This window comes from Micromonospora sp. PLK6-60, from assembly GCF_019890675.1.
GTDB lineage: Bacteria > Actinomycetota > Actinomycetes > Mycobacteriales > Micromonosporaceae > Micromonospora.
The window spans coordinates 14,857-39,075 of sequence record NZ_JAIOAA010000027.1 but is presented as its reverse complement, the minus strand read 5'-3'; the positions used below and the strand labels follow the sequence as shown (position 1 = coordinate 39,075).

General features: G+C 75.2%; 26 protein-coding genes and 1 pseudogene. 13 read left to right on the top strand and 14 right to left on the bottom strand.

Annotation, left to right across the window (positions count from 1 at the left end):
* The first annotated feature begins 108 nt into the window (after positions 1 to 108).
* A complete protein-coding gene (locus K7640_RS28655; RefSeq protein WP_222958059.1) occupies positions 109 to 879 on the top strand; it encodes a 1-acyl-sn-glycerol-3-phosphate acyltransferase in 771 nt (256 codons plus the stop codon).
* Positions 880 to 888: 9 nt separating this feature from the next.
* Here K7640_RS28655 and K7640_RS28650 read toward each other — a convergent pair whose 3' ends face one another.
* Both K7640_RS28650 and K7640_RS28645 read right to left on the bottom strand, forming a co-directional pair.
* A complete protein-coding gene (locus tag K7640_RS28650; protein WP_222958058.1) occupies positions 889 to 1,263 on the bottom strand; it encodes a DUF4180 domain-containing protein in 375 nt (124 codons plus the stop codon).
* Entirely contained in the window at positions 1,256 to 1,705 is a 450-nt protein-coding gene (locus tag K7640_RS28645; RefSeq protein ID WP_222958057.1) for a helix-turn-helix domain-containing protein, read from the bottom strand. Before K7640_RS28645 ends, K7640_RS28650 begins: the two co-directional genes overlap by 8 nt.
* Positions 1,706 to 1,820: 115 nt before the next feature.
* Here K7640_RS28645 and K7640_RS28640 point away from each other — a divergent pair, with 115 nt between their 5' ends.
* The 3 genes from K7640_RS28640 to K7640_RS28630 are packed head-to-tail and all read left to right on the top strand — an operon-like array spanning position 1,821 to position 4,758.
* The gene (locus K7640_RS28640; RefSeq protein ID WP_222958056.1) at positions 1,821 to 2,588 is read left to right on the top strand and encodes a glycerophosphodiester phosphodiesterase; all 768 of its coding nucleotides are present in this window, start codon (positions 1,821 to 1,823) and stop codon (positions 2,586 to 2,588) included.
* Positions 2,589 to 2,604: 16 nt separating this feature from the next.
* A complete protein-coding gene (locus tag K7640_RS28635) occupies positions 2,605 to 3,996 on the top strand; it encodes an MFS transporter (protein ID WP_222958055.1) in 1,392 nt (463 codons plus the stop codon).
* A 45-nt stretch (positions 3,997 to 4,041) separates the two neighbouring features.
* The gene (locus K7640_RS28630; protein ID WP_222958054.1) at positions 4,042 to 4,758 is read left to right on the top strand and encodes a thymidine kinase; all 717 of its coding nucleotides are present in this window, start codon (positions 4,042 to 4,044) and stop codon (positions 4,756 to 4,758) included.
* A 9-nt stretch (positions 4,759 to 4,767) separates the two neighbouring features.
* On the opposite strand, the gene K7640_RS28625 is transcribed toward K7640_RS28630, so the two are convergent.
* The gene (locus K7640_RS28625) at positions 4,768 to 5,226 is read right to left on the bottom strand and encodes a hypothetical protein (RefSeq protein WP_222958074.1); all 459 of its coding nucleotides are present in this window, start codon (positions 5,224 to 5,226) and stop codon (positions 4,768 to 4,770) included.
* A gap of 112 nt (positions 5,227 to 5,338) precedes the next feature.
* On the opposite strand from K7640_RS28625, the gene K7640_RS28620 reads away from it, so the two are divergent.
* Both K7640_RS28620 and K7640_RS28615 read left to right on the top strand, forming a co-directional pair.
* Positions 5,339 to 7,045 (top strand): acyl-CoA dehydrogenase family protein, encoded by a 1,707-nt coding sequence (locus K7640_RS28620; RefSeq protein WP_222958053.1) that lies wholly within the window; start codon positions 5,339 to 5,341, stop codon positions 7,043 to 7,045.
* A gap of 50 nt (positions 7,046 to 7,095) precedes the next feature.
* Complete coding sequence (locus K7640_RS28615; RefSeq protein WP_222958052.1) at positions 7,096 to 7,467, top strand: VOC family protein; 372 nt, start codon at positions 7,096 to 7,098, stop codon at positions 7,465 to 7,467.
* A 229-nt stretch (positions 7,468 to 7,696) separates the two neighbouring features.
* Here K7640_RS28615 and K7640_RS28610 read toward each other — a convergent pair whose 3' ends face one another.
* From K7640_RS28610 to K7640_RS28590, 5 genes are all read right to left on the bottom strand, one after another.
* Positions 7,697 to 8,542, bottom strand: a complete 846-nt coding sequence (locus tag K7640_RS28610; protein ID WP_222958051.1) for an LLM class flavin-dependent oxidoreductase — start codon at positions 8,540 to 8,542, stop codon at positions 7,697 to 7,699.
* A gap of 50 nt (positions 8,543 to 8,592) precedes the next feature.
* Positions 8,593 to 9,591 (bottom strand): tyrosine-type recombinase/integrase, encoded by a 999-nt coding sequence (locus K7640_RS28605; RefSeq protein WP_222958050.1) that lies wholly within the window; start codon positions 9,589 to 9,591, stop codon positions 8,593 to 8,595.
* Between the two features lie 75 nt (positions 9,592 to 9,666).
* Positions 9,667 to 10,413 carry a hypothetical protein gene (locus K7640_RS28600; protein ID WP_222958049.1) on the bottom strand — a complete coding sequence of 249 codons (747 nt, stop codon included), beginning with the start codon at positions 10,411 to 10,413 and terminating at the stop codon, positions 9,667 to 9,669.
* 115 nt (positions 10,414 to 10,528) lie between these two features.
* Complete coding sequence (locus K7640_RS28595; protein ID WP_222958048.1) at positions 10,529 to 10,957, bottom strand: Hsp20/alpha crystallin family protein; 429 nt, start codon at positions 10,955 to 10,957, stop codon at positions 10,529 to 10,531.
* A gap of 147 nt (positions 10,958 to 11,104) precedes the next feature.
* Positions 11,105 to 11,602, bottom strand: coding sequence for a MarR family winged helix-turn-helix transcriptional regulator (locus K7640_RS28590; RefSeq protein WP_222958047.1), 498 nt, complete (start codon positions 11,600 to 11,602; stop codon positions 11,105 to 11,107).
* Positions 11,603 to 11,670: 68 nt separating this feature from the next.
* Here K7640_RS28590 and K7640_RS28585 point away from each other — a divergent pair, with 68 nt between their 5' ends.
* Entirely contained in the window at positions 11,671 to 12,906 is a 1,236-nt protein-coding gene (locus K7640_RS28585; protein WP_222958046.1) for an MFS transporter, read from the top strand.
* A gap of 1 nt (position 12,907) precedes the next feature.
* Here K7640_RS28585 and K7640_RS28580 read toward each other — a convergent pair whose 3' ends face one another.
* Positions 12,908 to 13,303, bottom strand: a complete 396-nt coding sequence (locus K7640_RS28580) for a cupin domain-containing protein (protein ID WP_222958045.1) — start codon at positions 13,301 to 13,303, stop codon at positions 12,908 to 12,910.
* Between the two features lie 21 nt (positions 13,304 to 13,324).
* Positions 13,325 to 13,810: a GNAT family N-acetyltransferase gene (locus K7640_RS28575; RefSeq protein ID WP_222958044.1), complete on the bottom strand. Its 486-nt coding sequence runs from the start codon at positions 13,808 to 13,810 to the stop codon at positions 13,325 to 13,327.
* 84 nt (positions 13,811 to 13,894) lie between these two features.
* On the opposite strand from K7640_RS28575, the gene K7640_RS28570 reads away from it, so the two are divergent.
* Together K7640_RS28570 and K7640_RS28565 are read left to right on the top strand one after the other, a co-directional pair.
* The gene (locus tag K7640_RS28570) at positions 13,895 to 15,439 is read left to right on the top strand and encodes a glycosyltransferase family 39 protein (RefSeq protein WP_222958043.1); all 1,545 of its coding nucleotides are present in this window, start codon (positions 13,895 to 13,897) and stop codon (positions 15,437 to 15,439) included.
* A gap of 36 nt (positions 15,440 to 15,475) precedes the next feature.
* The gene (locus tag K7640_RS28565) at positions 15,476 to 16,294 is read left to right on the top strand and encodes a TIGR04222 domain-containing membrane protein (protein WP_222958042.1); all 819 of its coding nucleotides are present in this window, start codon (positions 15,476 to 15,478) and stop codon (positions 16,292 to 16,294) included.
* Between the two features lie 10 nt (positions 16,295 to 16,304).
* On the opposite strand, the gene K7640_RS28560 is transcribed toward K7640_RS28565, so the two are convergent.
* Positions 16,305 to 17,333, bottom strand: a complete 1,029-nt coding sequence (locus tag K7640_RS28560) for an aldo/keto reductase (protein WP_255610127.1) — start codon at positions 17,331 to 17,333, stop codon at positions 16,305 to 16,307.
* A 146-nt stretch (positions 17,334 to 17,479) separates the two neighbouring features.
* On the opposite strand from K7640_RS28560, the gene K7640_RS28555 reads away from it, so the two are divergent.
* Positions 17,480 to 18,943: a hypothetical protein gene (locus tag K7640_RS28555; protein WP_308042825.1), complete on the top strand. Its 1,464-nt coding sequence runs from the start codon at positions 17,480 to 17,482 to the stop codon at positions 18,941 to 18,943.
* 167 nt (positions 18,944 to 19,110) lie between these two features.
* A pseudogene (locus K7640_RS28550) lies at positions 19,111 to 19,380 on the top strand (hypothetical protein); the annotation flags it as partial.
* A gap of 234 nt (positions 19,381 to 19,614) precedes the next feature.
* Here K7640_RS28550 and K7640_RS28545 read toward each other — a convergent pair.
* Both K7640_RS28545 and K7640_RS28540 read right to left on the bottom strand, forming a co-directional pair.
* On the bottom strand, positions 19,615 to 20,829 hold the full coding sequence (locus K7640_RS28545; RefSeq protein WP_222958041.1) for an MFS transporter: 1,215 nt from the start codon (positions 20,827 to 20,829) through the stop codon (positions 19,615 to 19,617).
* A gap of 33 nt (positions 20,830 to 20,862) precedes the next feature.
* Entirely contained in the window at positions 20,863 to 21,630 is a 768-nt protein-coding gene (locus tag K7640_RS28540; RefSeq protein WP_222958040.1) for an SDR family NAD(P)-dependent oxidoreductase, read from the bottom strand.
* Positions 21,631 to 21,704: 74 nt separating this feature from the next.
* Here K7640_RS28540 and K7640_RS28535 point away from each other — a divergent pair, with 74 nt between their 5' ends.
* Together K7640_RS28535 and K7640_RS28530 are read left to right on the top strand one after the other, a co-directional pair.
* Positions 21,705 to 22,697 (top strand): helix-turn-helix transcriptional regulator, encoded by a 993-nt coding sequence (locus K7640_RS28535; RefSeq protein WP_222958039.1) that lies wholly within the window; start codon positions 21,705 to 21,707, stop codon positions 22,695 to 22,697.
* Positions 22,698 to 22,706: 9 nt separating this feature from the next.
* Entirely contained in the window at positions 22,707 to 23,177 is a 471-nt protein-coding gene (locus K7640_RS28530) for an HNH endonuclease (RefSeq protein ID WP_222958038.1), read from the top strand.
* A gap of 234 nt (positions 23,178 to 23,411) precedes the next feature.
* Here the strand turns inward: K7640_RS28530 and K7640_RS28525 are convergent, their stop codons facing one another.
* Positions 23,412 to 24,146 (bottom strand): alpha/beta fold hydrolase, encoded by a 735-nt coding sequence (locus tag K7640_RS28525; RefSeq protein WP_222958037.1) that lies wholly within the window; start codon positions 24,144 to 24,146, stop codon positions 23,412 to 23,414.
* Between the last annotated feature and the right edge of the window lie 73 nt (positions 24,147 to 24,219).

Below are 24,219 nucleotides of genomic sequence, written 5' to 3'. Positions count from 1 at the left end.
GGGCGACCGGCCCGAACCTGCCCGGGACCAATGACCCTGATCACCTCCGCCACCCGACCCGGGATCGGGTCACCCGCTCCCCCACCGTCGTGCGACCATCCACCCCTGATGGAGACCACCGGATGGCGCCCTCCCCTGCTGTGGCGCGCCGCGCAACTGCTCGCCCGGGGCGTCGTCGGCGCGCTCGGCCGCCTCGAGGTCACCGGCGACGTGCCGGCCGAGCTGCGCCGCGGCCCGCTGATCCTGGCCGCCAACCACATCAGCCCCTTCGACCCCGTGGTCCTCGCCGCGGCCTGCCAGACCCGCGGCGTCGCCCCGCGGATCATGGCCACCGGCGGGCTGTTCCGCGCCCCGGTGATCGGGGGGTTGATGCGCCACGCCGGGCACCTGCGCGTCGACCGCGGCACCGCCGCCGTGCACCAGGCCCTCGAGCAGGCCGCCACGGCCGTCGCCGCCGGATCCGTCGTGCTGGTCTATCCCGAGGGGCGCATCGGCCTGGACCCCGGCATGTGGCCCGAACGCGGCAAGACCGGCGCCGCCCGGCTCGCGTTCGCCAGCGGGGCCGCCGTGGTGCCGGTGAGCCAGTGGGGCTCGCACGAGGTGCTGCCCTACCGGGCACCCAGGGGCATGCTGCGCGGCCTGGCCCGGGCGGTGGCGCGCCGACCGGTGATCCGGGTGCACTTCGGCACCCCGGTCCTGCTGCGCGACCTGCACCGCACCACCCCCGGGGCGGCCCGGCGAGCCACCGACCGGATCATCGACGCGCTCACCGAGGATCTGGTCCCGCTGCGCCCCGACGAGCCGGACCGGCCCCGGCACGTCGACCCGGGCCGCCCCACCGACACCAGCCGGGCGCACCGCCGCCGTCCCCTTGGCTGAACCGCCGGGTCAGCGCCGGGGAGCGGCGCGCAGCCGGTCGTCGAGGGCGGCGAGGTCCGGGACGAACCAGACGTGCCCACCCCGGTTGGACTCGTGCACCAGCGCCCGCAGCGCGGCGCTGCCCGCCAGCTGCGCAGTGATGTCGCCGACGACGACCAGGCGCAGCCGGTAGTTGACGAACTTCTGCATGATCTCGCCGGCGAACCGGCTGCCGAGGGTGAAGAACGCGGGGTCGAGCCGGCTCGCCGGCACCGCCACCACCTCGGCGCCGAGGAACGCCGCGCCGATCAGGTCCAGCGCGTCGGCCTCGGTGGCCAGCGGTGGGCCCTGCGGATCACACATCAGCACCGGCACGCCGGCGCGGTCCTGCAGCTCGTCAGCCATCCGTCTTCTCCCCCGTCAGCAGCGCGCCCCCGCCGGTGAGCAGGGCGTCGAGCAGGTGCAGCAGTTCGGCGGTGTCGGCCGCGTCGCCGAGCACGACGATGCGCAGCCGGCCCCGCTCCGGTTCGTGGACGGTCTGCACCCGCAGCGGGCGCCGCGGATCGCGGGCGCTGTTCGCGGCGGCCAGCACCAGCGTGCCCAGCCGGTCGGCGGTGGCCCGGTCGACGCCGTCGACCTGCACGATGCTGGAGACCTCCACCGCCGGAGCGGCCGGCGGCGCCGGTGGCCGGCCGGTCAGCGCGTCCAGGTCGGCGCGGGTGATGCGGTACTGCTTGCCGATCCGGGTCGCCCGCAGCCGCCCGGACCGGATGTAGCCGCGCACGGTGCGCGGATGCAGGTCGAGCAGGGCCGCCGCCCGCTCCACCGAGTACACATCATCACTCATCAGCGCTCATCCTAGTCATGTTATGGAGTGTTAGGGAAGGTTGGGGTGTGCGGCGGTGTCGGATGATCGCCGGCCGGCCACCCGCCGGCCATCCGCGCGGGGCATACTGCGCTGCGTGCTGACCGGCAGCGGCTACCTCGACTCCCCGGGGCCCCTGGCGTTCGCCCACCGCGGCGGCGCCGCCGACGGCGACGAGAACACCGCCGAGGCGTTCGCCCGGGCCGTCGCCCTGGGCTACCGGTACGTCGAGACCGACGTGCACGGCACCGCCGACGGGGTGGCCGTGGTGTTCCACGACGCCACCCTGCGCCGGGTCACCGGCGAACCGGGCCGCATCGCCGACCTGCGCTGGGCCGACCTGGCCTCGGTACGCGTCGGCGGCGCCGCCGTGGTGCCCCGCCTCGCCGACGTGCTGGACGCCTGGCCGCGGGTCCGGTTCAACATCGACGTCAAGGCCGACGGCGGGATCGAACCCACCGTCGAGACCGTCCGGCGCACCGGCGCCGCCCAGCGGGTCCTGCTCGCCTCGTTCAGCGACGCCCGGCTGGCCCGGCTGCGGGCGCTGACCGGGGGGCGGATCGCCACCGGTCTCGGCATGCGCGGGGTGGCCCGACTGCGGCTGGCCTCGCTGCACGGCCGGCCGCTGCGCCTGCCCCCGTCGGTGGTCGCCGCGCAGGTGCCCGTCCGCTACGGGCGGGTGCCGGTGGTGGACCGCCGGTTCCTCGACCACGCCCACCGGCTCGGCCTGCACGTGCACGTGTGGACCATCGACGAGCCCACCCAGATGCACCACTTACTTGATCTCGGTGTGGATGGCATCATGACCGATCACGTCGGCGTGCTGCGCGACGTCTACCGCAGCCGCGGCCACTGGGCCGCCTGAACCTCCGAGGACCCCGATGGCCGATACGGTCACCCCCGCCGTCGCCGAGCCCGCCCCGCCGGGCAGCACCCGCCGCGAGCGCACCGGCTGGTATTTCTACGACTGGGCGAACTCGGCGTTCCAGACCACCGTGATCACGGTGTTCCTCGGGCCGTTCCTGACCACCGTCACGAAGCTGGCCGCCGGCTGCGAGCTGGGCGCCGACGGCTGCTCGGGATACGTGCACCCGCTGGGCATCCGGGTCGCCGCCGGCTCGTTCTACCCGTACCTGATCTCGCTGTCGGTGCTGCTCACCGTGTTCGTGCTGCCGGTGGTCGGGGCGATCGCCGACCGGTCGGCGCACAAGAAGCGGCTGCTGGCCCTGGCCGCGTTCACCGGCGCCGGCGCCACCACCGCCTTCGTGTTCGTCACCGGCGACCGGTACCTGCTCGGCGGGGCGCTGTTCATGATCGCCAACATCGCCTTCGGCGCCGCGATCGTCGTCTACAACTCGTTCCTGCCGCAACTCGGCGGCCCCGACGACCGCGACGCCATCTCCAGCCGCGGCTGGGCCATCGGCTACCTCGGCGGTGGTCTGCTGCTCGCCCTGAACCTGGTCGCGGTGCAGTCGCTCGGCGAGGAGGGCAACCCGCAGCGCACCCTGGACCTGGCCCGCTGGTCCATCGTGTCCGCCGGGCTGTGGTGGGCGGCGTTCACCCTGGTGCCGCTGCGCTGGCTGCGGGAGCGCCCGAGCGTCGAGGCGCTGCGCGGCGGCGGCAACGTGCTCACCGACGGGTTCCGGCAACTCGGCCGCACCCTGCGGGAGATCAAGGCGTACCCGCTGACGCTGTTCTTCCTGCTGGCGTTCCTGGTCTACAACGACGGCATCCAGACCGTGATCACCCTGGCCAGCCAGTACGGCACCGAGGAGCTGCGGCTGGAGCAGAGCACCCTGATCGTGACGATCCTGCTGGTGCAGTTCCTCGCCTTCGGCGGCGCGCTCGCCCTCGGCGCCCTGGCCCGGCGCATCGGGGCGTGGAAGACGGTGCTGCTGTCGCTGGTGCTGTGGACCGGGGTGATCGTCGGCGCGTTCCGGCTGCCCGCCGAGGCGCCGCTGCCGTTCATGATCCTGGGCGGCTGCATCGGCCTGGTCCTCGGCGGCAGCCAGGCGCTGAGCCGCTCGCTGTTCAGCCAGCTCATCCCCGCCGGCAAGGAGGGCGAGTACTACGGCTTCTACGAGATCAGCGACAAGGGCACCAGCTGGCTCGGGCCACTCGCCTTCGGGTTGGTGTTCCAGCTCACCTCGTCGTACCGGGTGGGCCTGGTCTCACTGCTGATCTTCTTCGTGGTCGGGTTCGCGCTGCTGGCCGCCGTGCCGATGCGCCGGGCCATCCTCGCCGCCGGCAACACCCCACCCCGGGTGCTGTAAGCACCGGCCCGATCGGGCAACGCCGATGGGCTAGGCTGCCCCGACGTGACCGACGACGCTGCCGCCCTGACCTGCCTGGCCCGGCCCCTCCCGGGCCCCGGCGACGACCCCACCGGCGGCTGCGCGGCCGCCCGCGGCGTCGACGGCCGGCCGCTGCACGCCGCGGCGCTGAAGTTCTTCTGGGGGCCGATGGACTGCGGCAAGTCCACCATGGCCCTGCAGATGAACTACAACCACGCCCGGCAGGGCCGCCGTGGCCTGGTCACCACCCGCATCGACCGGTCACTCGGCCCGCAGGTCACCACCCGCATCGGGCTGGCCCACTCCGCCATCGAGGTCACCGACGCCCTCGACCTGCGCGACCTGGTCCGCGACGCGTGGGCCGAGGGGGTCCGCGTCGACTATCTGATCTGCGACGAGGCGTCCTTCTACGACCTGGCGCACGTCGAGCAGATGGCCGAGCTGGTCGACAACTTCGACGTCGACGTGTACGCCTTCGGCCTGGCCACCGACTTCCGCTCCTGCCTGTTCCCCGCCGCCCAGCGGCTGTTCGAGCTCGCCGACGAGGTGGCCCGCATCCAGGTCGAGGTGCTCTGCTGGTGCGGCCGGGAGGGGCTGCTCAACGCCCGGGTGGTCGACGGGCGGGTGGTCCGCGAGGGCGCGCAGGTGGTCATCGGCGACACCGTCGACACCGCCGACGTGCGCTACCAGGTGCTGTGCCGGCGGCACTACCGCTCCGGCGACCTCGGCCCGCGCGCCTGAGCGGCGGGCTCAGAACGGGTCGCCGCAGACCCGCCAGGTGCCGTCCTCCGGCACCACCGGCAGCTTCCGCTCCTCGGCGGTGCCACCCTCGCGGGTCAGCCGCACCGCCACCTCACCGCGCGGCCGGCCCGACCGGGTCGTCACCGACACGCCGGTGATCTCGTAGGCGCTGACCCGCGGCGGGGTACGCACCCAACTGTCGAAGCCGACCGGGCTCCACCGGCTGCGCGCCGCTTTGCACAGCCGCTCGTACGCCCGGTCGGTGTCGCCGCCCGCGACGCCCCGGAAGAACTCGTCGGCGGCCTCCCGGACCGGCCCGTTGGCGCCGAGCACCACCTGCGCGTTCCACGCCGCCAGGCCGGCCACCCCGACCAGGCACAGCCCGAGCGACCAGCCCGCCAGGACCAGGCCGGCGCGCACCGGGCGCCGCCGCCGGTACGGCCGCGCCCACCCCCGCTCACCGCCCATCACCTTCCGACGGTAGAGAACCGGTGGACCGGCGCGCAGGAAGTTGCGCCCCCTGTCGCCGCCGGGAGCGGATCGTCTACGGTCGGCGCATCCACCCCGCGAGGAGCCGCCGATGACCCGCTACGTGCAGCCGGTACCCGCCCCCGACGACCCGTACGCCGGTGACCCGCTGCTGCGGTCCTGGCTGGAGCGGCAGCTCGGCCCGGCCGGCCACGCCGCCGCCAAGGACCGGCTCGCCGACCTGGCCGCCGACGTGACCGGGCCGCTGCGGGCCGCGCACGCCGACGCCGAGGCGCACCCGCCCACCCTGCACCGCTACGACCCGTGGGGCGCCCGCGTCGACCGGATCGACACCGCCGCCGGCTGGCGGGCCCAGCGGGCCGCCGCCGCCCGGCACGCCGTGGTCGCCCTGCCCTACCTGGAGTCCGCGCGCGGCACCTGGGGAGCCGCCGCCCGGGTCGTGCAACACGCGCTGCTGCACCTGTACGCCCCCGAGTCGGCCACCTTCTCCTGCCCGGTGGCCATGGCCGACGGCGCCGCCGCGCTGCTCAGCCTCCCCGACGTCGACCCCGGGGTGCGCGACGCGTGGCTGCCCCGGCTGGTCGCCACCGACCCCGACACGGCGGCGGTCAGCGGCCAGTGGATGACCGAGTCGACCGGCGGTTCGGACCTGTCCCGCTCCGGCACGGTCGCCCGGCCCGCCGCCGACGGTTCCTGGCGGCTCACCGGCGAGAAGTGGTTCTGCTCGGCCGCCGATGCGCCGGTGGCGGTGGCCCTGGCCCGCCCGGAGGGCGCCGGCCGGGGCAGCCGGGTCCTCGCGCCGTTCCTGGTGCCCCGGTACGCCGCCGACTCACCCCTGGCCGGGGCGACCCTGCCCGCCGACGCGCCCGCCCCCGGGGTGACCGTGCACCGGCTCAAGGACAAGCTGGGCACCCGCGCCCTGCCCACCGCCGAGATCGGGCTGCGCGACGCGTACGCGCTGCCGCTGGGCGACCCGGCCGTGCCGGGGCTGGTGCGGGCGATGACCCTGGTGGTGGTGACCCGGGTGCACAACGCCTCGGCCGCCGCGTCCGGGATGCGCCGCGGCCTGGCCTACGCCCGGGCGTACGCGCAGGCCCGGCAGGTCGCCGGTGGCCCGCTCGCCGACAACCCGCTGCACCGGGCCACCCTCGGCACCCTCGCCGTCGACGCGGCCGGCGCGTTCGTGCTGGCCGGGCACGCGTTCGCGCTGCTCGGCCGGGTGGAGGTCGGCGCCGACCCGGACGCCGCCACCGAGCTGCGCATCGTCGCCCCGCTGGCCAAGCTGGCCACCGGCCGGCTGGCGGTGGCCTCGGCCAGCGAGTACGTCGAGGCGTTCGGCGGGGCCGGCTACGTGGAGGACACCGGCGTGCCCCGGCTGCTGCGCGACGCGCAGGTGCTGCCGATCTGGGAAGGCACCACAAACGTGCTCGCCCTGGACGTGCTGCGCGCCGTCGCCCGGGAGGACGCCGGCGCCCCGCTGCTGGCCCGGGTCGCCGCCGCCGCCGAGCTGGCCCGGCCGCTGTCCCCCGCGCTGGCCGACACCCTGGCCGCGGTCACCGACGAGCTGCGCGGCACCCTCACCCAGGTCACCGCCGACCCGCAGGCCGTCGCGGTGGTCGCGGGCGCCCGCGACCTGGCGCTGCGGCTGGCGTACGCGCTGACCACCGCCCTGCTGGTGGAGCACGCCGCGTGGGGCGACGAGCAGGCGGCGGTGGCCGCCCGGCTGTGGGCCCGCCGGTGGCTGCGCCGCGAGGACGTCGCCGCCGACGCGCACCACCACCTCGACCTGCTCTGCTGAGCGGGTGCCGGCCGCCGGGAAGTGTCGGACCCGGCGGCCAGAATGCCGGCATGACAGCGCACGCCGACCTCATCATGGTCAACCTCGACAGTTCCGACCCGGCCGCCCACGCCCGGTTCTACGCCGACGTGCTCGGCTGGGAGGTGACCCACGCCGAGTCCGAGTACGCGATGATCAGCAGGGACGGCTTCTCGGTCGGGTTCGGGCTGGTGCCCGGCTTCACCCCGCCGGCCTGGCCGGACGAGTCCGCCGGCAAGCGCTACCACCTCGACCTGCACGTCGACGACCTGGCCGTGGCCGAGAAGGAGTTCGTCGCGGCCGGCGCCGCCAAGCCGGACTTCCAGCCCGGCGGCGAGCGGTGGACGGTGCTGATCGACCCGATCGGCCAGCCGTTCTGCATCTCCCCACGCCCGCAGGGCTGACCGCGCTCGACGGCCCGGCGTGGCCGGACTCCGCCGCCGGTCCGCCGACCAGCGGCAGGGCCCCGGCTACGCCGGGCGCACATCACACCCGGCCCCGGCCGCCGCCGGTTGCGCGTCACCTGGCCCCGGGTGCCGCCGGGCGCGTGACCTGATCCCGGCCGACGCCGCGGGGCGTAGGTCACCTGATCCCGGCCGCCGCCGGGCGCCGGTCACGCCGGGTCGGGCCCGCTCAGCGCAGCGGGCCCCGGGCGACGGCGGCCCGCATCTCGTCCGGTTCGCCGGCCGCGACGAACTCCAACCACCACGTCGCCCCCGCCTGCGCGACCTGGTGCAGGTAGGCCCGCTCGGCGCGCTCGTCGTCGCGGCGCCGCCGCCCACCGATCGCCACGTCGAACGGCGCCCCGTCCGCCCGGCTCGCCGGCAACGCCGCCGCCAGGGCGTGCACCTCGTCCGGGGTGAAGTCGGCCCAGCCGGCGGTGTCGGTGAGCTTGTAGGGGACGATCCCGTCGGCCCGGGCGGCGCGGCGCAGCACCGCTTTGGCCTGGGTGCTGCCGCCCACCCAGACCGGCACCCGGTGCGCCTGCACGGCGGCCGGCCGCAGCGCGACCCCGTCGGCGCGGTAGTGCTCGCCGTGGTGCCGCATCCGCTCCCCGGCGAGCAGGCCGAGCAGCACGTCCAGCCCCTCGTCGAGCATCGCCGCCCGGGTCCGCAGGTCGGTGGCCTCGCCGAACGCCGCCCACCCCGGGTCGCCCGGGTCGCCCACCCCGACCGCGACGGTGGCCCGGCCGGCGCACAGATGATCCAGGGTGAGCAGCTCGCGGGCCAGCTTCGCCGGACGCCGCCGGGGCAGCCCGGTGACCGTGGTGCCCAGCCGGACCCGGCTGGTCCGGGCGGCGATCGTGGCCAGCAGCAGCCACGGGTCGAACGTCGGCGGGTCCTGCCCCCGGTGATAGACCAGATAGTCCTCGAAGAACACCCCGTCCCAACCGGCCCGCTCGGCCGCCACGCCCAGCTCGACGAGGAGCCCGGCGGTGACGCCGGGGCCACCGCAGCAGATCTGCAGTCCGTGTCTCATCCGGGCACGGTAGAGCGCCGGTGCGACATCCGCCGGCTTCCCGACCTCGGTCAGCCGCGCCGGCGCGCCCGCGCGGCCCACAGCACGTACGCCGGGTCCCGGTCCAGGTTGTGCCGGTCCCGGTCGTAGCGGCGGGTGGTGCGCGGGTCGGCGTGGCCCATGGCGTCCTGCACGTCCTCCAACGGCACCCCCTCCGCCCGGGCGGAGGTGGCGAAGGCGTGCCGCAGCGAGTGCGGGGACAGCTTCGCCCAGGCCGGGATCCCGGCGACCCGGGCCAACCGGCGCACCAGCCGGAACACCGAGTGCCGGTCCAGCCGGGCGCCGCTGGCGGTGACCAGCAGCGGCCCGGACAACTGCGCCACGGGCACGCCCTGCGCGGCGGCCCGGGCGGCCAGGTAGGCGTCCACGGCGTACGCGGTGGACGGGGTGAGCGCCCGCCGCCGGGGCCGCCCGCCCTTGCCGACGAATCGCACGCTGCGGTGCCCCCGCTCGGCGCCCAGGTCGTCGAGGTTCAGCGAGATCAGCTCCCCGACCCGCAGCCCGAGGTCGGCGAGCAGCGCGACGGCGGCCCGGTTGCGGTCGGCGGTCGGCCCGGTGTCCGCCTCGGCCGCGGCGAGCAGCGCGTCGACCTCCTCGGGGGCGAGCCCCACGGTGGCCGAATGGTCCCGGTCGACGCGGGGCCGGTCGGCGGCGACGACCGGGTTGCCGTCCAGCGCGCGCAGCTTGACCAGGAAGTCGTACCAGCTGGACAGGGCGGACAGCCGGCGGGCCACGGTGGCCGGGGTGAGCGGCCGGCCGCTGCGCACGGCCACGGTGGACTCCAGCTCGCGGGCGTAGGAGTTGACGTCGAGGAAGCTCGCCCGCAGCGGGTCCAGGTCCCGGCCGGCGCACCAGGTCAGCCAGGTCGCGATGTCCCGCCGGTATGCCTCGCGGGTGTGCTCGGACAGCCGCCGGTTGCGCAGCCACGCCTCGGTGAAGTCGGTGGGGCTGCCGGGCAGGGCCGGCCCGGCCGACGTTCGGAGCAGCACCGGGGCTTCGCTTCGCGACATGCGAGGAAGCTTCTCAGACCGGGCGGGCGTCGTGTGTCGTACGCGCCGGGGCGCGGTCGCCCGGCGCCCGCCGGTTCAGGATTCCTCCTGGGCGCTCCACACCGTGGCCTTCGCGGTCACCTGGAAGGAGTCGTCCGGGTAGCGCACGATCGTGATCCTGGCGATGCGTTCCTTGCTGGTCCGCAGGCACCCGGTCTGCCCGCGTGGGATGCGCATCCATTCGTCGCCGTGCGTGGCGAGGCGTTCGAGGCACTGCTGCCGGCTGGGCAGGCCCGGCCCCGGCCACAGGGCGAGGTACCCGTTCTCGGCGTGCAGCTTGCCGTCCTCGGCGGCCGAGATCCGCTCCAGGTCGGAGTCGAAGACGGGCCAGTTCATCTGCACCGTCGGCGGCACCCGGTCGAGGTCGATGCCGTCGTCGTCGAACCGCACCTCGGCGTTCCACTGGACGTCGTCGACCGCCGGGGTGCCGGTCGGGTCGGCCGACGCCGCGCCGGTCGACGACGGATCGGCCGATGGCGGATCGGCCGATGGCGGATCGGTCGACGGCGAGGTCGTGGGGGTGGCCGGGGAGATCGCCGGCGACGTCTCGACCGGACCTGCGGCGGGCGGGCTGGCCGGCGGCCCGCTGTCGTCGTGCTGCCCGACCACGCCGTAGACCGTCGCCCCCGCCGCGATCAGAGCGGCGACCAGGCCGATGAGGGCGCCCAGCACGGCCCCTCGGCCGCTGCCGTCGAGCTGCTGGTGGTAGTGGCGGCTGAGCCGTCCGCGCAGGGTCCGCCGCTCGGCGGACGGGTCGCCGGCACGGTCACGCGGGGCTGCCACCTGATGACTCCTCGGCGTCGGCATCGACCGTCCACTGTATTGGACAGCCGCCCGCGCCGGGTGCCTGCGCGAGGCACCCGGCGCGGCGTCGGCGGGAACGCGGCGACCGGACGGCTCAGGCGTTGATCTGCTTGCGGTGGCCGTTGCCGCTGGCGGTGACGCTGATCCGGCGGGGCTTGGCGCGCTCGGCGATCGGAATGCGCAGCGTCAGCACCCCGTTGTCGTAGCCCGCCTCCAGCTTGTCGGTGTCCAGGGTGTCGCCGAGGAAGAGCTGGCGACTGAAGGTGCCCATCGGTCGCTCGGCGGCCACCAGTTCGACCTTGTCGCCCGCGGGCCGCCGGCGCTCGGCGCGCACGGTCAGCACGTTGCGCTCGACGGTGCAGTCGATGCTGTCCGGGTCGACGCCGGGCAGGTCGAAGGCGGCGTAGAACCACTCGCCGTCGCGGTAGGCGTCCATGTGCATCACGGCGGGGCGGCTGGTGGTGCCGAAGAACTGCTCGGCGAGGCGGTCGATCTCGCGGAACGGGTCGGTACGCATCAACATCGTTGCCTCCTCGGTTCTCCTGGTCCGAAGGTCTTAGCGGGATCCTGTGTTGAGTCGGGGTGACTCAACTTCCCGATTCCGTTTTAGCGCGCCGCGCGGGGCTCGTCAAGCCGAGGCCTCCCACACCTTCTCGAAGCAGTGCTGCCGTCAGCGGGGCGACTTCTCGGCCAGCAGCATCACCCGGCGCAGCAGGTCCGACAGCAGGCGCCGCTCGTCGGGGTCCAGCGCGCCGAGCAGCCGGTGCTCCTCCGCGCCCTGCACGTCCAGCGCCGCCCGCCACGCCGCGCGCCCGGCGTCGGTGAGCTCCACGTCGACCCGGCGTCGGTCCACCGTGGAGGGGATGCGGCGCACGAAGCCCCGCCGCACCAGCGCGTCGACCCGGGCGGTCACCGAGGCCGGCGCCATCCGCAGGTCGTCGGCGATCTCCGACGGGGCCGCCCGGCCCGCCCGGCCCGCCAGCACGTGCAGGGTGTCGTACTCGTGGGCCGGCAGGTCATGGTCGGCCAGGGCCCGCTCCTTGACCGCGCGCAGGTGTCGGGTCAGGTGGATCATGCGCACCACCGCCCCCTCCACGTCCAGGTCCAGGTCGGGCAGGACGGGCAGCCAGCGCTGCACGTGCGCGTCGGCGCGGTCGCGATCGGTCACCCCGACAGCGTACGTCGACATCGAAATATTCGTTGACGAAAGGTTCGACGTCGAAATAGATTGCGCCGGTGACCCACCCGCTGCGCCAGCCCGCGTTCCGTCTGCTCTTCGTCGGCCGTACCGTGTCGGCGGTCGGCGACGCGGTCGTGCCCATCGCCCTCGCCCTCGCCGTGCTGCGCGCCACCGGCTCCACCGCCGCCCTGGCCCTGGTGCTCAGCTGCGCGATGGTGCCCAAACTGCTGCTGCTGCCCCTCGGCGGGGTCGCCGCCGACCGGTTCGACGCCCGCCGCGTCGCCATCGCCGCCGACCTGCTGCGCGGCGCCGCCCAGCTCGTCGTCGGCGTGGAACTGCTCGGCGGCGCCCCCGCCCTGACCCACCTCGCGGTCGCCTCCGCCGTCACCGGCGCCGCGTCGGCGTTCGCCGTCCCGACCGCCTCGCCGCTGGTCGCCGGCACCGTCGAACCCGACGGCCGGCAACGGGCCAACGCCCTGCTCGGCGCCACCGTCAACGCCAGCCGCCTCGGCGGACCCGCCCTGGCCGGCCTGCTCATCTGGACCGTCGGCCCCGGCTGGGCGTTCGTCCTCGACGCCGCCTCGTTCGCGCTCAGCGCCGCGCTGCTGTCGATCACCCCGGTCCGCCAGGTCCCCGCGCCGAGCCGGTCGCTGCGCGCCGACCTCGCGCTGGGCTGGCGGGAGGTACGCAGCCGCGACTGGTACTGGACCACGCTGATCGCCCACGGGGTGTGGAACTTCGCCGCCGCCGTGCTGCTCACCTTGGGCCCGGTGATCGCCGTGCGGCGCCTCGGCGGCGAAGGGGCCTGGGTGCTGCTGCAACAGGCCGGCGGGGTGGGGCTGCTGGCCGGTTCACTGCTGGCCACCCGGGCCCGCCCGGCCCGGCCGGTACTGGTCGGCAACCTCGCCCTCGCCGGCTACGCCGCGCCGCTGCTACTGCTCGGCCTCGCCGCCCCCGCACCGCTGACGATCGTCGCGTACGGCCTGGCGCTGACCGCACTGGGCTTCCTCAACCCGGTCTGGGAGACCGTGGTGCAGGAACGCGTTCCCCCGCACGCGCTGGCCAGGGTCAGCTCCTACGACTGGCTGGCGTCGATGGGCGCGGTGCCGCTCGGCTACGCCGTGGCCCCGCTGGCCGCGGACGCCTGGGGCACCCCGGCGCCGCTGCTGGTGGCCGCCGCGCTCGTCGCGGTCGCCTGCGCCGGCACCGCCGCCGTCCCCGGCGTACGGCGGCTCACCTGGGCCGCCCGGCCGGCGCCCGCACGGGCGGAACCGGCCGGGACGACCCGCTGACCTACAGGGCGTGCCCGGTGGTGGCGTCCACGTGCCCGGGCACCTCGTCGTGCCGGTCGCCCACGCTGGACGTGCCGGACGGCTCGAACATCAGGATCGCCGCGCCGTCCGGCGCGAACGGCCGGTGCTCGACCCCGCGCGGCACCACGAACACCGCACCGCGGGGCAGCACCACCTCCCGCTGCGCGCCGTCCGCGCCGTCGCGCAACGCGATGCGCAGCTCCCCGTCGAGCACCAGGAAGAACTCGTCGGTGTGGTCGTGGCTGTGCCAGACGTGCTCACCGGCCACCTTGGCGATGCGCACGTCGTAGTCGTTGACGGTGGTGACGATGCGGGGACTCCACAGCTGGTCGAAGCGCGCCAGGGCGGCGGCCAGCTCGATCGGCTCAGCGTTCATCCACCCATCCTCGCCCACCGGTCACAGTCGACGGTGCATCACGTGCAGCCCGACCCGGCCCAGACTCGGGTGGGCGAACGCCTCCGGCACCGTGCCGACCACCGCGAAGCCGAGCCGCCGGTACAGCTGCACCGCCGCGGTGTTGCTCGCCACCACCGCGTTGAACTGCATCGCGGCGTACCCCCGGCCCCGCGCCCAGTCCAGGGCGTACTCGCACAGCGCCCGGCCCACGCCGCGACCCCGCGCGGGCGCGGCCACCATGAAGCTGGCGGTGGCCACGTGCGCGCCCGGGCCCGGCCGGTTGGTGCCCATCTTCGCGGTGCCGAGGATCCGCCCGTCCTCCTCGGCCACCACGGTCAGCCCGGGCGGCCGCTCCACCCACACCTCGCGCAGCACCTCCGCCGGCCACGCCGGGTCGTACGGGAAGGTGTCCCCGGCGGCGACCACCTCCGCGACGATCGGCCGGACCTGCGCCCAGTCGTCCTCGGTGCACTCACGGATCCGCATCCCGCGGACGGTAGCCGGGCGGACCACCCCCGGCGAGCCGATTTCGGGCTCCCGCAGCCGGCGAGCACCCGCGATGATGGACCGATGAGCGGGACCGCCGTGGACGTCCAGCGCCCCGACCCGACGCCCGCGCCGCCTGATCCGCCACCGCCCGGCCCGCGCAGCGCCGGGCCGTGGCTGCTCGGCGGCGCCCTCAGCGTGCTGCTGCTGCTGCTCGCCGGCCGGTACGGCTACCACCGCGACGAGCTGTACTTCCTGCTCGCCGGGCGGCACCTCGACTGGGGCTACGTCGACCAGGGCCCGCTCGTGCCCGCCCTCGCCCGGCTGGCGGACACCGTCGCGCCGGGCAACCTGGTGGTGCTGCGCACCCCGTCGGCGCTGATCGCCGGCGCGGCGGTGGTGCTGGTCGCGGCCATCGCCCGCCAGTTCGGCGCCGGCCGGGGCGGGCAACTGTTCGCCGGGTTCCTCGCCGCCGGCGCGGGCATCGTGCTGAACCCGGGGCACCTGCTCAGCACCACCACGGTGGACCTGCTGGTGTGGCTGGTCGCCGCATGGTGCGCGGTGCGGATGCTGCGCACCGGCGACGGCCGGTGGGCGCTGGCCGTCGGGCTGGCGCTCGGTGTCGGCATGCTCAACAAGCCGCTGCCCGCCCTGCTCGGCGTGGGCCTGCTCGCCGGGGTGGCGATCGCCGGGCCGCGCCGGCTGCTGCGCGACCCCTGGGTGTACGCCGGGACGGCCGTCGCCGCCCTGCTCGCCGCGCCCTACCTGGTGTGGCAGGCCGCCCACGGCTTCCCGCAACTCGGGGTGGCCGCCACCATCGCCGACGGGGACAGCTCGTACAGCGGACGGCTGGAGGGCCTCCTCCTGCACCTGGTCATCATCAGCCCGCTCGCGGTGCCGATCTGGATCGCCGGGCTGGTGGCGCTGCTGCGCCGGCCCGGCTGGCGGGCGTACCGGGCGCTCGGCTGGGCCTGGCTGGTGGTGTTCGCGCTGGTCGTGGCCGGCGGCGGAAAGGGCTACTACGACGCGCCGCTGCTGCTGGTGCTCACCGCCGCCGGCGCGGTGGTGACCGTCGAGTGGGCCGCCCGGCGCGCCCCGTACGCCCGGCGGGCGCTGCTGGCCGCCGGCGGCGCGGTCATGGCGGTGTCCAGCGCGGTGCTGCTGCTGCCCACCCTGCCGGCGGACCGGCTGCCCGGGTTCGTGGTCGCCGCCAACTACGACGCCGGGGAGACCATCGGCTGGCCGGCGTTCGCCGACTCGGTGGCCGAGGTGCACCGCGCCCTGCCGGCCGCCGAGCGGGCCCGGGCGGTGGTGCTCACCGGCAACTACGGCGAGGCGGGCGCGCTGGCCCGGTACGGGCCGGCCCGGGGGCTGCCGCGGGCGTACTCGGGGCACAACAGCATGGCCGCGTTCGGCCGACCGCCCGACGACGCCGACGTCGTCGTCGCCGTCGGCTGGGAACGCCCGGACCGGCTGCGGGCCTGGTTCGCCGAGGTGACCGAGGCCGGCCGGGTGGACCTGCGGGTCGACGTCGACAACGACGAGAACGGGATGCCGATCTTCGTCTGCCGGGGCCTGCCCCGGCCCTGGTCGCAGATCTGGCAGTCCGAGGTCCGCCACGCCTCCTGATCAAGCCCGGCACGGGACGGGGGCCATACTTGGGCCATGCTCTGGGGTGTCAGCGGACCGCTGTTCCTGCTCGACTACGTGGTCGCGGTCGCCGTGGCCCTCACCGTCACCCTCGCCGTACGGGCGCTGACCGGCCGCCGCCCCTCGGGCCCGGCGCCGGACGTCGTCGAGCTGGCATACCTCAACGACCGGGCGGTGCTGGCCTGTCAGGTCGCCGTGGCGACGCTGCGCCGCGCGGGCGTGGTACGCCGCGGCGAGCTGGCCACCCTGCTGGTGGACGGGCCACCGCCGGCCGGGTCGGCCCCGCTGGTGCGCGCCCTGCACACCGCGCTGCGCCGGCCGCAGACCTGGGCGGCCGTGCTCGCCGACCCCGGCGTCGGCCGGGCCCTGCGCCGGCTGGTCGGCCGGCTGGTCCGCGACGGCTGGCTGCTCACCCCGGCCCAGCGGCGACGCATCGCCGCCGGCACCGTGCCGCTGTTCCTGGTCGCCGCCGTCGGGCTGACCCGGCTGGTGGACAGCGCCGTGGAGGGACGCGACGCCGGCGGACCCGCCTCCGTGGCGGGCCTGCTGCTGTGCTGCCTGGCCACCGCCGTGGGCGGGTGGTGGCTGTGCGAGGTGCCGGAGACCGGCGCGGCGGCCCGCCGGCTGCTGCGCCGGCAGCGGCGGGCACACGCCGAGCTGTCCCCGGAGCGGCGGCCGGCCTACGGCGAGCGGGACACCGGGGAGCTGCTGGCCGCCATGGCGGTGTTCGGGCCACGCCCGCTGCTGGCCGTCGACCCCCGCTTCGCCGTGCAGGTGGGCGTCGACCCGGAACGCACCCGCCCCAGCACCCCGCCGACGCTCGCCCGCCGCTGACCGGGCCGGGTCAGCCCGCCGGCAGCTCCCGGCCCCGCTGGCGCACCCCGGCCCCGCCGTACGGGTAGTCGGCGACCGGCGGGGCGCTCGCCTCGTCCAGCAGCCGGGTGTCCTCGGCGTCCAGCCGCAGGTCGGCGGCGCTCAGGTTGTCGTCGAGCTGGTCGGTGGTGCGGGCGCCCAGGATCACCGAGGTGACCGCCGGCCGGTCCGCCAGCCAGGCCAGCGCCACCGCCGACATCGACACCCCACGACGGTCGGCCACCGCACGCACCGCGTCGATCACCCGCCACGTCCGCTCCTGGGCGTTGCGCCCCGCGTACGCCTCGACGCCACGCTCCGGGTCCTCGCCCAACCGGGTGGCGCCGGTGGGCGGGGTGTCCCGCCGGTACTTGCCGGTCAACCAGCCGCCGCCCAGCGGCGACCAGGGCAGGATCCCGATCCCCTCGTTCTCGCACACCGGCACGATCTCGAACTCGATCTCCCGCACCAGCAGGTTGTACTGCGGCTGCAACGTCACCACCGGGGTCAGCCCGAGATGCTGGGTGAGCAGGGCGGCCTTCTGCAACTGCCAGCCGGTGAAGTTGCTGACCCCGGCGTAGCGGATCTTGCCGGCGCGGACCGCGTCGTCGAAGAAGCGCAACGTCTCCGGCAGCGGGGTAAGCGGGTCCCACGCGTGCGCCTGGTACAGGTCGACCGCCTCCACCCCGAGCCGGCGCAGGCTGGCGTCCAGCGCCCGGGTCAGGTGCACCCGGGACAGCCCGGCGCCGTTGTGGCCCGGCCCCATCGGGAACCGGCCCTTGGTGGCGATCACCAGGGTGTCGCGCAGCTCGGGCCGCTTGCGCAGCCACCGGCCGACGATCTCCTCCGAGACGCCGGCCGAATACACGTCGGCGGTGTCGACGAACGTGCCGCCGGCCGCCACGAACCGGTCGAGCTGGGCGAAGGTGCCCGCCTCGTCGGTCTCCGCGCCGAAGGTCATCGTGCCCAGACACAGGGTCGACACCACCGTGCCGGTGCTGCCGAGGGTGCGGTAACGCATGCGATCCTCCCAGGTCGTCGAGGGCGAATGGCCGATCCTGCCACCTCACCGCGGACCGCGCAGCGGCACCCGCGCCACTGCGGCCCGCCGGCGGATGCGGCAGAGTGGGTGTCCCGCAGACCGCACGACCGGGAGGACGGTGAGGCGTGGACGGCCCGACCGGGGTGGTGTTTCCTGACACCGGTGGCACGCGCAGCACGACCGCGCTGGGCCGGGCCGTGGTGGCCGACGCCCTGCGCGCCGTGGACCCGGTGGGTGCCCGCGCCGCCGAACACGAGACCAACTGGCGGCACGGCTACCTCGGCCACTTCCGCCGGCTCGTCGAGGCCGGCCTGCTGTCCCGCGACGCGGCGCTGACCATCGCCCGCGACGGGCTCGACTCCCTGCACACCCGGATGCGGTACCTGCCCGCCGACGGCCCCGAGGTGGCCCTGGACCAGGCGTGCGAGCTGCCCGACGAGGAGCCGCTGGCCACCGCCACCGTCACCGGCGCCGGCGAGGTGCGCCGCGAACTGGCCCTGCCGTACCGGGGGCAGCGGCTGCGCGGCGACGACCTGCGCCGCCGCCTCGACGCCTGGGTGGACGCCGGTGTCATCGAACCCAGCTGCGCCCAGGCGGTGCGCGCCGTGCAGGCCAACCCGGACTGGCTGGACCTGCGCGACCAGCGAATCGTGGTGCTCGGCGCGGGCGCCGAGATGGGACCGCTGCCGTCGGTGCTGCGCTGGGGCGGCGAGGTCGTCGCCGTCGACCTGCCCCGACCGGAGATCTGGCGCCGCCTGCTGCGCACCGCCCACCGCTACGGCGGCCGCCTGCACCTGCCGGTGCGGCCCGGCACCCCCACCGACGACGACGCGGCGCTGGCCGCCGGGGCCGGCGCCGACCTGCTGCACCGCCTCCCCCAGGCCGCCGCCTGGCTGCGCGACCTGGACGGACGGCTGGTGCTCGGCAACTACGTCTACGCCGACGGCGCCACCAACGTCCGGGTGGCCACCGCCGTCGACGCGCTCACCGTCCACCTGGCCGGGCACCGCCCGGACGTCGCGCTGGCCTTCCTCGCCACCCCCACCGACGTGTACGCGGTGCCCGGCGAGGCCGTCGCCCACGCCGAACGCGGCTACGCCGACCGGGGGCTGGCCCGGCGGTCGCTGCGGCTGCTCTCCGGCGGTCGGCTGCTGCACCGCAACTACCCGCCGCAGGCCGACCCCGGGATCAACGACAGTCTCGTCCCCCAGCAGGGCCCGAACTACGCCCTCGCCAAGCGGCTGCAACGCTGGCGCGCCGCGGTGGCCCGCGACGCCGGCAGCACCGTGTCGTTCACCGTGGCCCCGCCGACGCGTACCCGCTCGGTGCTGCGCAACCGGGCCCTGGCCGCCGCGTACGCCGGGGCGCACCGCTTCGGCATCGAGGTGTTCGAGCCGGCCACCAGCAACACCCTGATGGCCGCCCTGCTCGTGCACGACCTGCGCACCGGCGGCGGTCCCGCCCAGCCGCACCCGTGGCGGGACGAGGCGTACGCCGCGGCGCACGGCGGCCTGTGGCGCGTCCCGTACGCCCCGCGCAGCGCGCTGGGCCTGGCCGTGCTGCTCGGCCTGGGTGGCGCCCGGACCTGAGCCGGGTCAGGTTTCCTTGTCTCGGCCGCCGGGAAGGCACCCGCATGGCCGAGACCTTCGCAGACCAGGACCTGACCACCCTGCGGTCCATCGCGCGTGGTGCCGGCATACCGGACACCGAGCGCATGCCGCACGACGCCCTCGTGGACATGTTGCGCCGCGCCGGGCTGGCCGAACCGGACGGCCGGCCCGTCGACACCAGCGGCGACGCCTCCGGTAGGTACCACGCCGCCGGGGTCGGACGCCGCGAGTCCGCCGGTGGGGCGGGCGCCGAGACCGGCTCGCCCGACCAGCCGACCGAGGACCCGGCCGGGCTGGCCGGACTGCCCCGCAGCAGCCTGACGCTGGGCGACGAGAGCACCGGCGGCCGGGCCGCCCAGGAGGCCATTGGCGCCCGACCGGGCGAATCCGGCACCGAGATCGACGACCGGACCCAGGACGCCCGCGGCGTGCAGGGCGAGATCCGCGACCCCGCCGGGCTGGCCGGACTGCCCCGCAGCAGCCTGACGCTGGGCGACGAGAGCACCGGCGGCCGGGCCGCCGAGGAGGCGATCGGCGCCCGACCCGGCGAGTCCGACACCGAGATCGACGACCGCACCGAACGCTGACCGCACCCGAGCGCCGCCCCGGACGTACGCCGTCCGGGGCGGCGGCTCGCCCGCCCCGACCCGCTAGCGAACCGACGGCGTCGACCGGCCGGCTGCCGCCCGACCGGCCGTGACCGGCCGTCGGGGGCTCGCTGTCAGGTGCCGGGCCAGCGCCAGCCCGGCGCACGCCGCCAGCACCCCGCACACCCCCAGCCAGCCGAACTGGGCGTACCCGCGGGCGCCCAGCCAGGAGCCCACACCGCCACCGAGGTAGGCGCAGCTCATGTACGCGGTGTTGACCCGGCTCCGGGCGTCGGGGCGCAGCCGGTAGTTGCGTACCTGGTTGGCGACCATCCCGGACTGCATGGCGACGTCGAGCAGCAAGGTGCCCAGCACCAGCGCGGCGAGCCCCACCGTCCCGCCCAGCCCGGCGACCGTCAGCACGGTGGCCGACGCGACGGTCGCGAGGACACAGACCAGGTTCACCACGTCACTGCCCCGCCGGTCCACCTGCCGCCCAGCGGCCGGGGTGCAGAGCATGGTCGCCGCGTTGACCAGGGCGAGCATGCCGACCGCCGGTGCGCCCAGGCCGTACGCCGGGCCGGTCAGCAGCAGCGCGACGGTCGCCCAGACCGCCGAGAACCCGGCGAAGACCGTCGCCTGGTAGAAGCAGGAGCGGCGCAGCTCCGGCTCGGTACGCAGCAGCCGAAACGGCGCCGCCAGCAGCGCCGGATAGCGCTGCCCGGACGGCGGCCGGGTCGCGGGCAGCGCGACGGCCAGCACCACCGCGACGAGCAGTACGGCTGCCGCGGCCGTCAGGTAGGGGGCCCGCCAGCCCCAGTGGTCGCCGATGGTGCCGGCGGCGGTGCGCGACAGCAGCATGCCGCCGATCGAGCCGCCCAGCAGGGTGCCGCTGACCACTCCCCGCCGCTCCTCGGCCACCAGGCCGGCCGCCATCGGACCGATCAGCGGGGCGACCACGGTGGCGACCCCGACGAGGGCGTTCGCGGCGACGAGCAGCGGCAGCGCGGGCGCGACGCTCGCCGCGAGCAGCCCCGACCCGGTGACGACGAGCAGGGCGACGATCAGCGGACGGTGCGGAAGCCGGTCACCGAGCGGCACCAGGAAGAAGATCCCCGCGGCGTAGCCGAACTGCACCGCCGTCACCACCGAGGCGGCCGAATCCGGGCTCACCCGCAGACCGGCGGCGATCAATGGACCGATCGTCTGCGGGAAGTAGATGTTCCCCACGGCGACCCCGCAGGTGACGGTGAGCAGTAGCAGCAGCCGGCGGCTCACGGGCCTACCGTCGCGGTGGCGCCGTCGGGCACGTCAGTCCACCGGCCCGCCGGCCACGTACACGACCTGACCGGAGACGAAGCCCGCTTCGGGGCTCACCAGGTACGACGCGGTGTGGGCGACGTCCTCCGGCCGGCCCACCCGGCCGACCGGGATGGACCGCACCGCGCGGCGCTGGAACTCGGCGAAGTCGAGGCCGAGCCGCCGGGCGGAGGCCCTGGTCATGTCGCTGACGACGAAGCCGGGCGCGATGGCGTTGGCCGTCACGCCGTGCGGCCCGAGTTGCCGGGCGAGGGACTTGGTGAAGCCGATCAGGCCGGCCTTCGCGCTGCCGTAGTCGACCCGATCGGCGTCGCCGACCGCGGAGATGCTGGACATGTTGACGACGCGTCCCCAACCCGCGTCGATCAGGTACGGGCAGACGGCGCGGGTGACGAGGAACGGCCCCCGCAGGTCGACCCCGATGACCCGGTCCCACTGCGCCGTGCTCATCTCGACCAGCGGGGTACTCGGACCGATCCCGGCGTTGTTGACCAGTACGGTGGGTGGGCCCAGCTCGGCCACGACGCGTGCCACCGCGGCGGTCACCGCTGCCTCGTCGGCGACATCGGCGCCGACGGCCATCGCCGAGCCGCCGTCGGCGGCGATGCTGTCGAGCGTGCCCGCGCAGTCCTCCTCGGACAGGTCGAGCACCGCGACCGCGAGGCCGTCGCGGGCCAGCCGCCGGGCCACCGCCGCACCGATACCGCCGGCCCCACCCGTGACGATCGCCGTGCGTCGCCCGTCGGTCCGGCCCGTCATGCCGATCTCCTGTGTCATGTCAGGAAGTCCACGGCAGGAGGCCACGCCGACCAAACGAGGTAGCCTACGGCTTAATGATCAGCTTCGAGCTCGGCGTCGAGGACCTCGCGGACACCCGGTTCGCGGTCTCCCCGATCCACGAGACCGTCCTCAGCCTGCGGGTGCTGCGCGAAGCCGGCCTCCACGCGCTGCACCTGCCGTGGCGCAGAGCCGTGCTCGGCAGACTCGACGGGGTCGACACCGACCTGCTGCTCTCGCTGGTCGGGCCCGACCGGGCCGTGCCGGACTTCCTCACCGGCCGCCCGACCAGCTTCGCCCCCACGCTGACCGAGGAACTCGCCCTCGCGCGCGCGGTACCGGCCGACGTCGTACGCCGTGACATCCTGGCGGTGTACGCCCGGGGCCGGCTGCCGGACGTCCTGCGGGTGCTCACCGCGGCCGACGACGAACCGGTCGTCGCCCTCCGCGACGCCGTCTGCGAACACCTGCACCGCTACTGGGACGCGGCCATCAGGCCGACCTGGCCACAGATTCGCCTCGTGCTGGAAGCCGACATGACCTACCGCGCCCGGCAACTGGCCGTGGGCGGCGCGCGCCTGCTCTTCGCCGACATGCACCCCAACCTGCGCTGGCACGACGGCGTGCTGCACATCGACAAGATGATCGGCCAGCACCACATCCTGGCGTCGGGCCGGGGGCTGCTGCTGGTGCCGTCCGTGTTCGCGCACAAACCCGCCCCACCGGTCAGCCGGGTCGAACCACCGGTGCTGGCCTACCCGTGCCGTGGCGTGGCGACACTGTGGGCTCCGGCGCCGACCCCCGACCCCACCGCCCTCACGGCGCTGCTCGGCCCGCCCCGAGCGCGCCTGCTCGGCCTCCTCGCCGAGCCGCTGCCGACCGTGGAGATCGCCCGCCGGCTCACCGTGACGCCCAGCGCCGTTTCCCAACACCTGCGGGTGCTGCACGCGACGGGTCTGGTCACCCGCACCCGGGACGGACGGCACGTGCTGTACCGCCGCAGCCCGCTCGGCGACCAGCTGGCCGGTACCGCCGTGTCGCGTCCGTAGGCTCACAGCGTGCTGTCGCAGATCCAGGGCCTGTCCCGCCACTTCACCGAGGAGACCCTCCGCGGCTACCTGCTCGACCGCTCGACGCGGCAGGACGACGGCTGCCTCCTCGTGCGCGGGTACGGCAGCCGCCGCGGCGTCCACCAGAAGGTCGCCGGTCGGGCATGGGCGCACATCGCCGCGTACGTCGTCCTCGTCGGCGGCTACGACCCCGACCTGGACGTCGACCACGTGTGCGGCGCGGCGGACTGCATCGAGCCGACCCACCTGCGGCAGGTCAGCCGGGCGGAGAACTGCCGCGGCCGGACCCAGCGGCCCCGGTGCCGCAACGGGCACGAGCGGGAGATCGACCCGGACAGCGGCCGGTACCGCAAGGTGTGCCGGGAGTGCGGCCGGCAGGCGCAGCAGCGCTGGCGGGAACGCCAGGCGGCGCAGGTCGCCCAGGCCCGTGCCGGCTACGGCCGCACGGTTTCCGGCTGAGCGCTCACGGTCGCCCGGTGTGGTGCGCGCCTGACCCGACACCATCCACAGAAGCAGGAGTTACACCAGCCTAAGGGCTTACGCGCAATAACGGTCATTATGATGTAGCGGAGCTTTGCCCCCTTTGTCCCTCAGATTTTCTGTATTGGCATTGTCGATAATTCGTTAATGTGCCTACACGCGGACGCCGGAGTCGGAAGGTGGTGTCGCGCGGATGCAGCAGCGGCTGCACCGTCAGGAGGCGGTCGAGGCGAGAATGTGGGCGAGTTCGGCTGGGGCCGACAACATCGGCCAATGCCCCGTCGACAGGTCGAAACGCCGCCACGGCGGCTGGTTGAGGAACGCCAACATCGGCACCCCGGCGTCCAGCAGGTTCGCGAAGTCGTGGCAAGCGACCAGGACGCGGTCGACGTCCGGGCCGGGTTCGGCCGCGACGGCGAGCCGCTGCGCGAAGGTGCCGAACGGCTGGCAGGTGGCACCTGCGCGCAGCAGCTCCCGCTTGTTCTCGTCGAGTCCGTCGAGGCTGCTGGACAAGCCCAGGACAGCAAGGGGCGGCATCGGCAGCCGCCACCCGTCGCCGAACTCTGCCACCTGCCGGCGCAGCTGGTCGACAGCCTCGGCCGGCATGAGGTCGAGCATGCACATGCCCGCGGCGAACGGGGCGCTGTCCACGTAGATCACCCGCTCCAGCCGTTCGCCAAGGCGCCCGGCGGCACCGGTGACGGGAGCAGCCGCGTAGCTGTGCGCAACCAGAGTGACCTGGCGCAGACCGTGTCGCTCGACGAAGTCGGTGATGTCCGCGATATGGGTTTCCAGGTCCGTCTCCGGGGTGCCCCGGTCGGCGTACTCGGCGAGACCGGTCAGCGTCAGCGGCAGCGCCGTATGCCCGCGCTCACGCAGCGCCTGCGCGGTGTCTTCCCAGGCCCACGCGCCGAGCCAGGCGCCGGGAACAAGTACGAAGGTAGCCATGTGATCTCCCTGAAGTGAGGTGCCGGGCAAGCGTAGGATCAATACAGGACAACTTCCGCCCTGAAATGTCGAG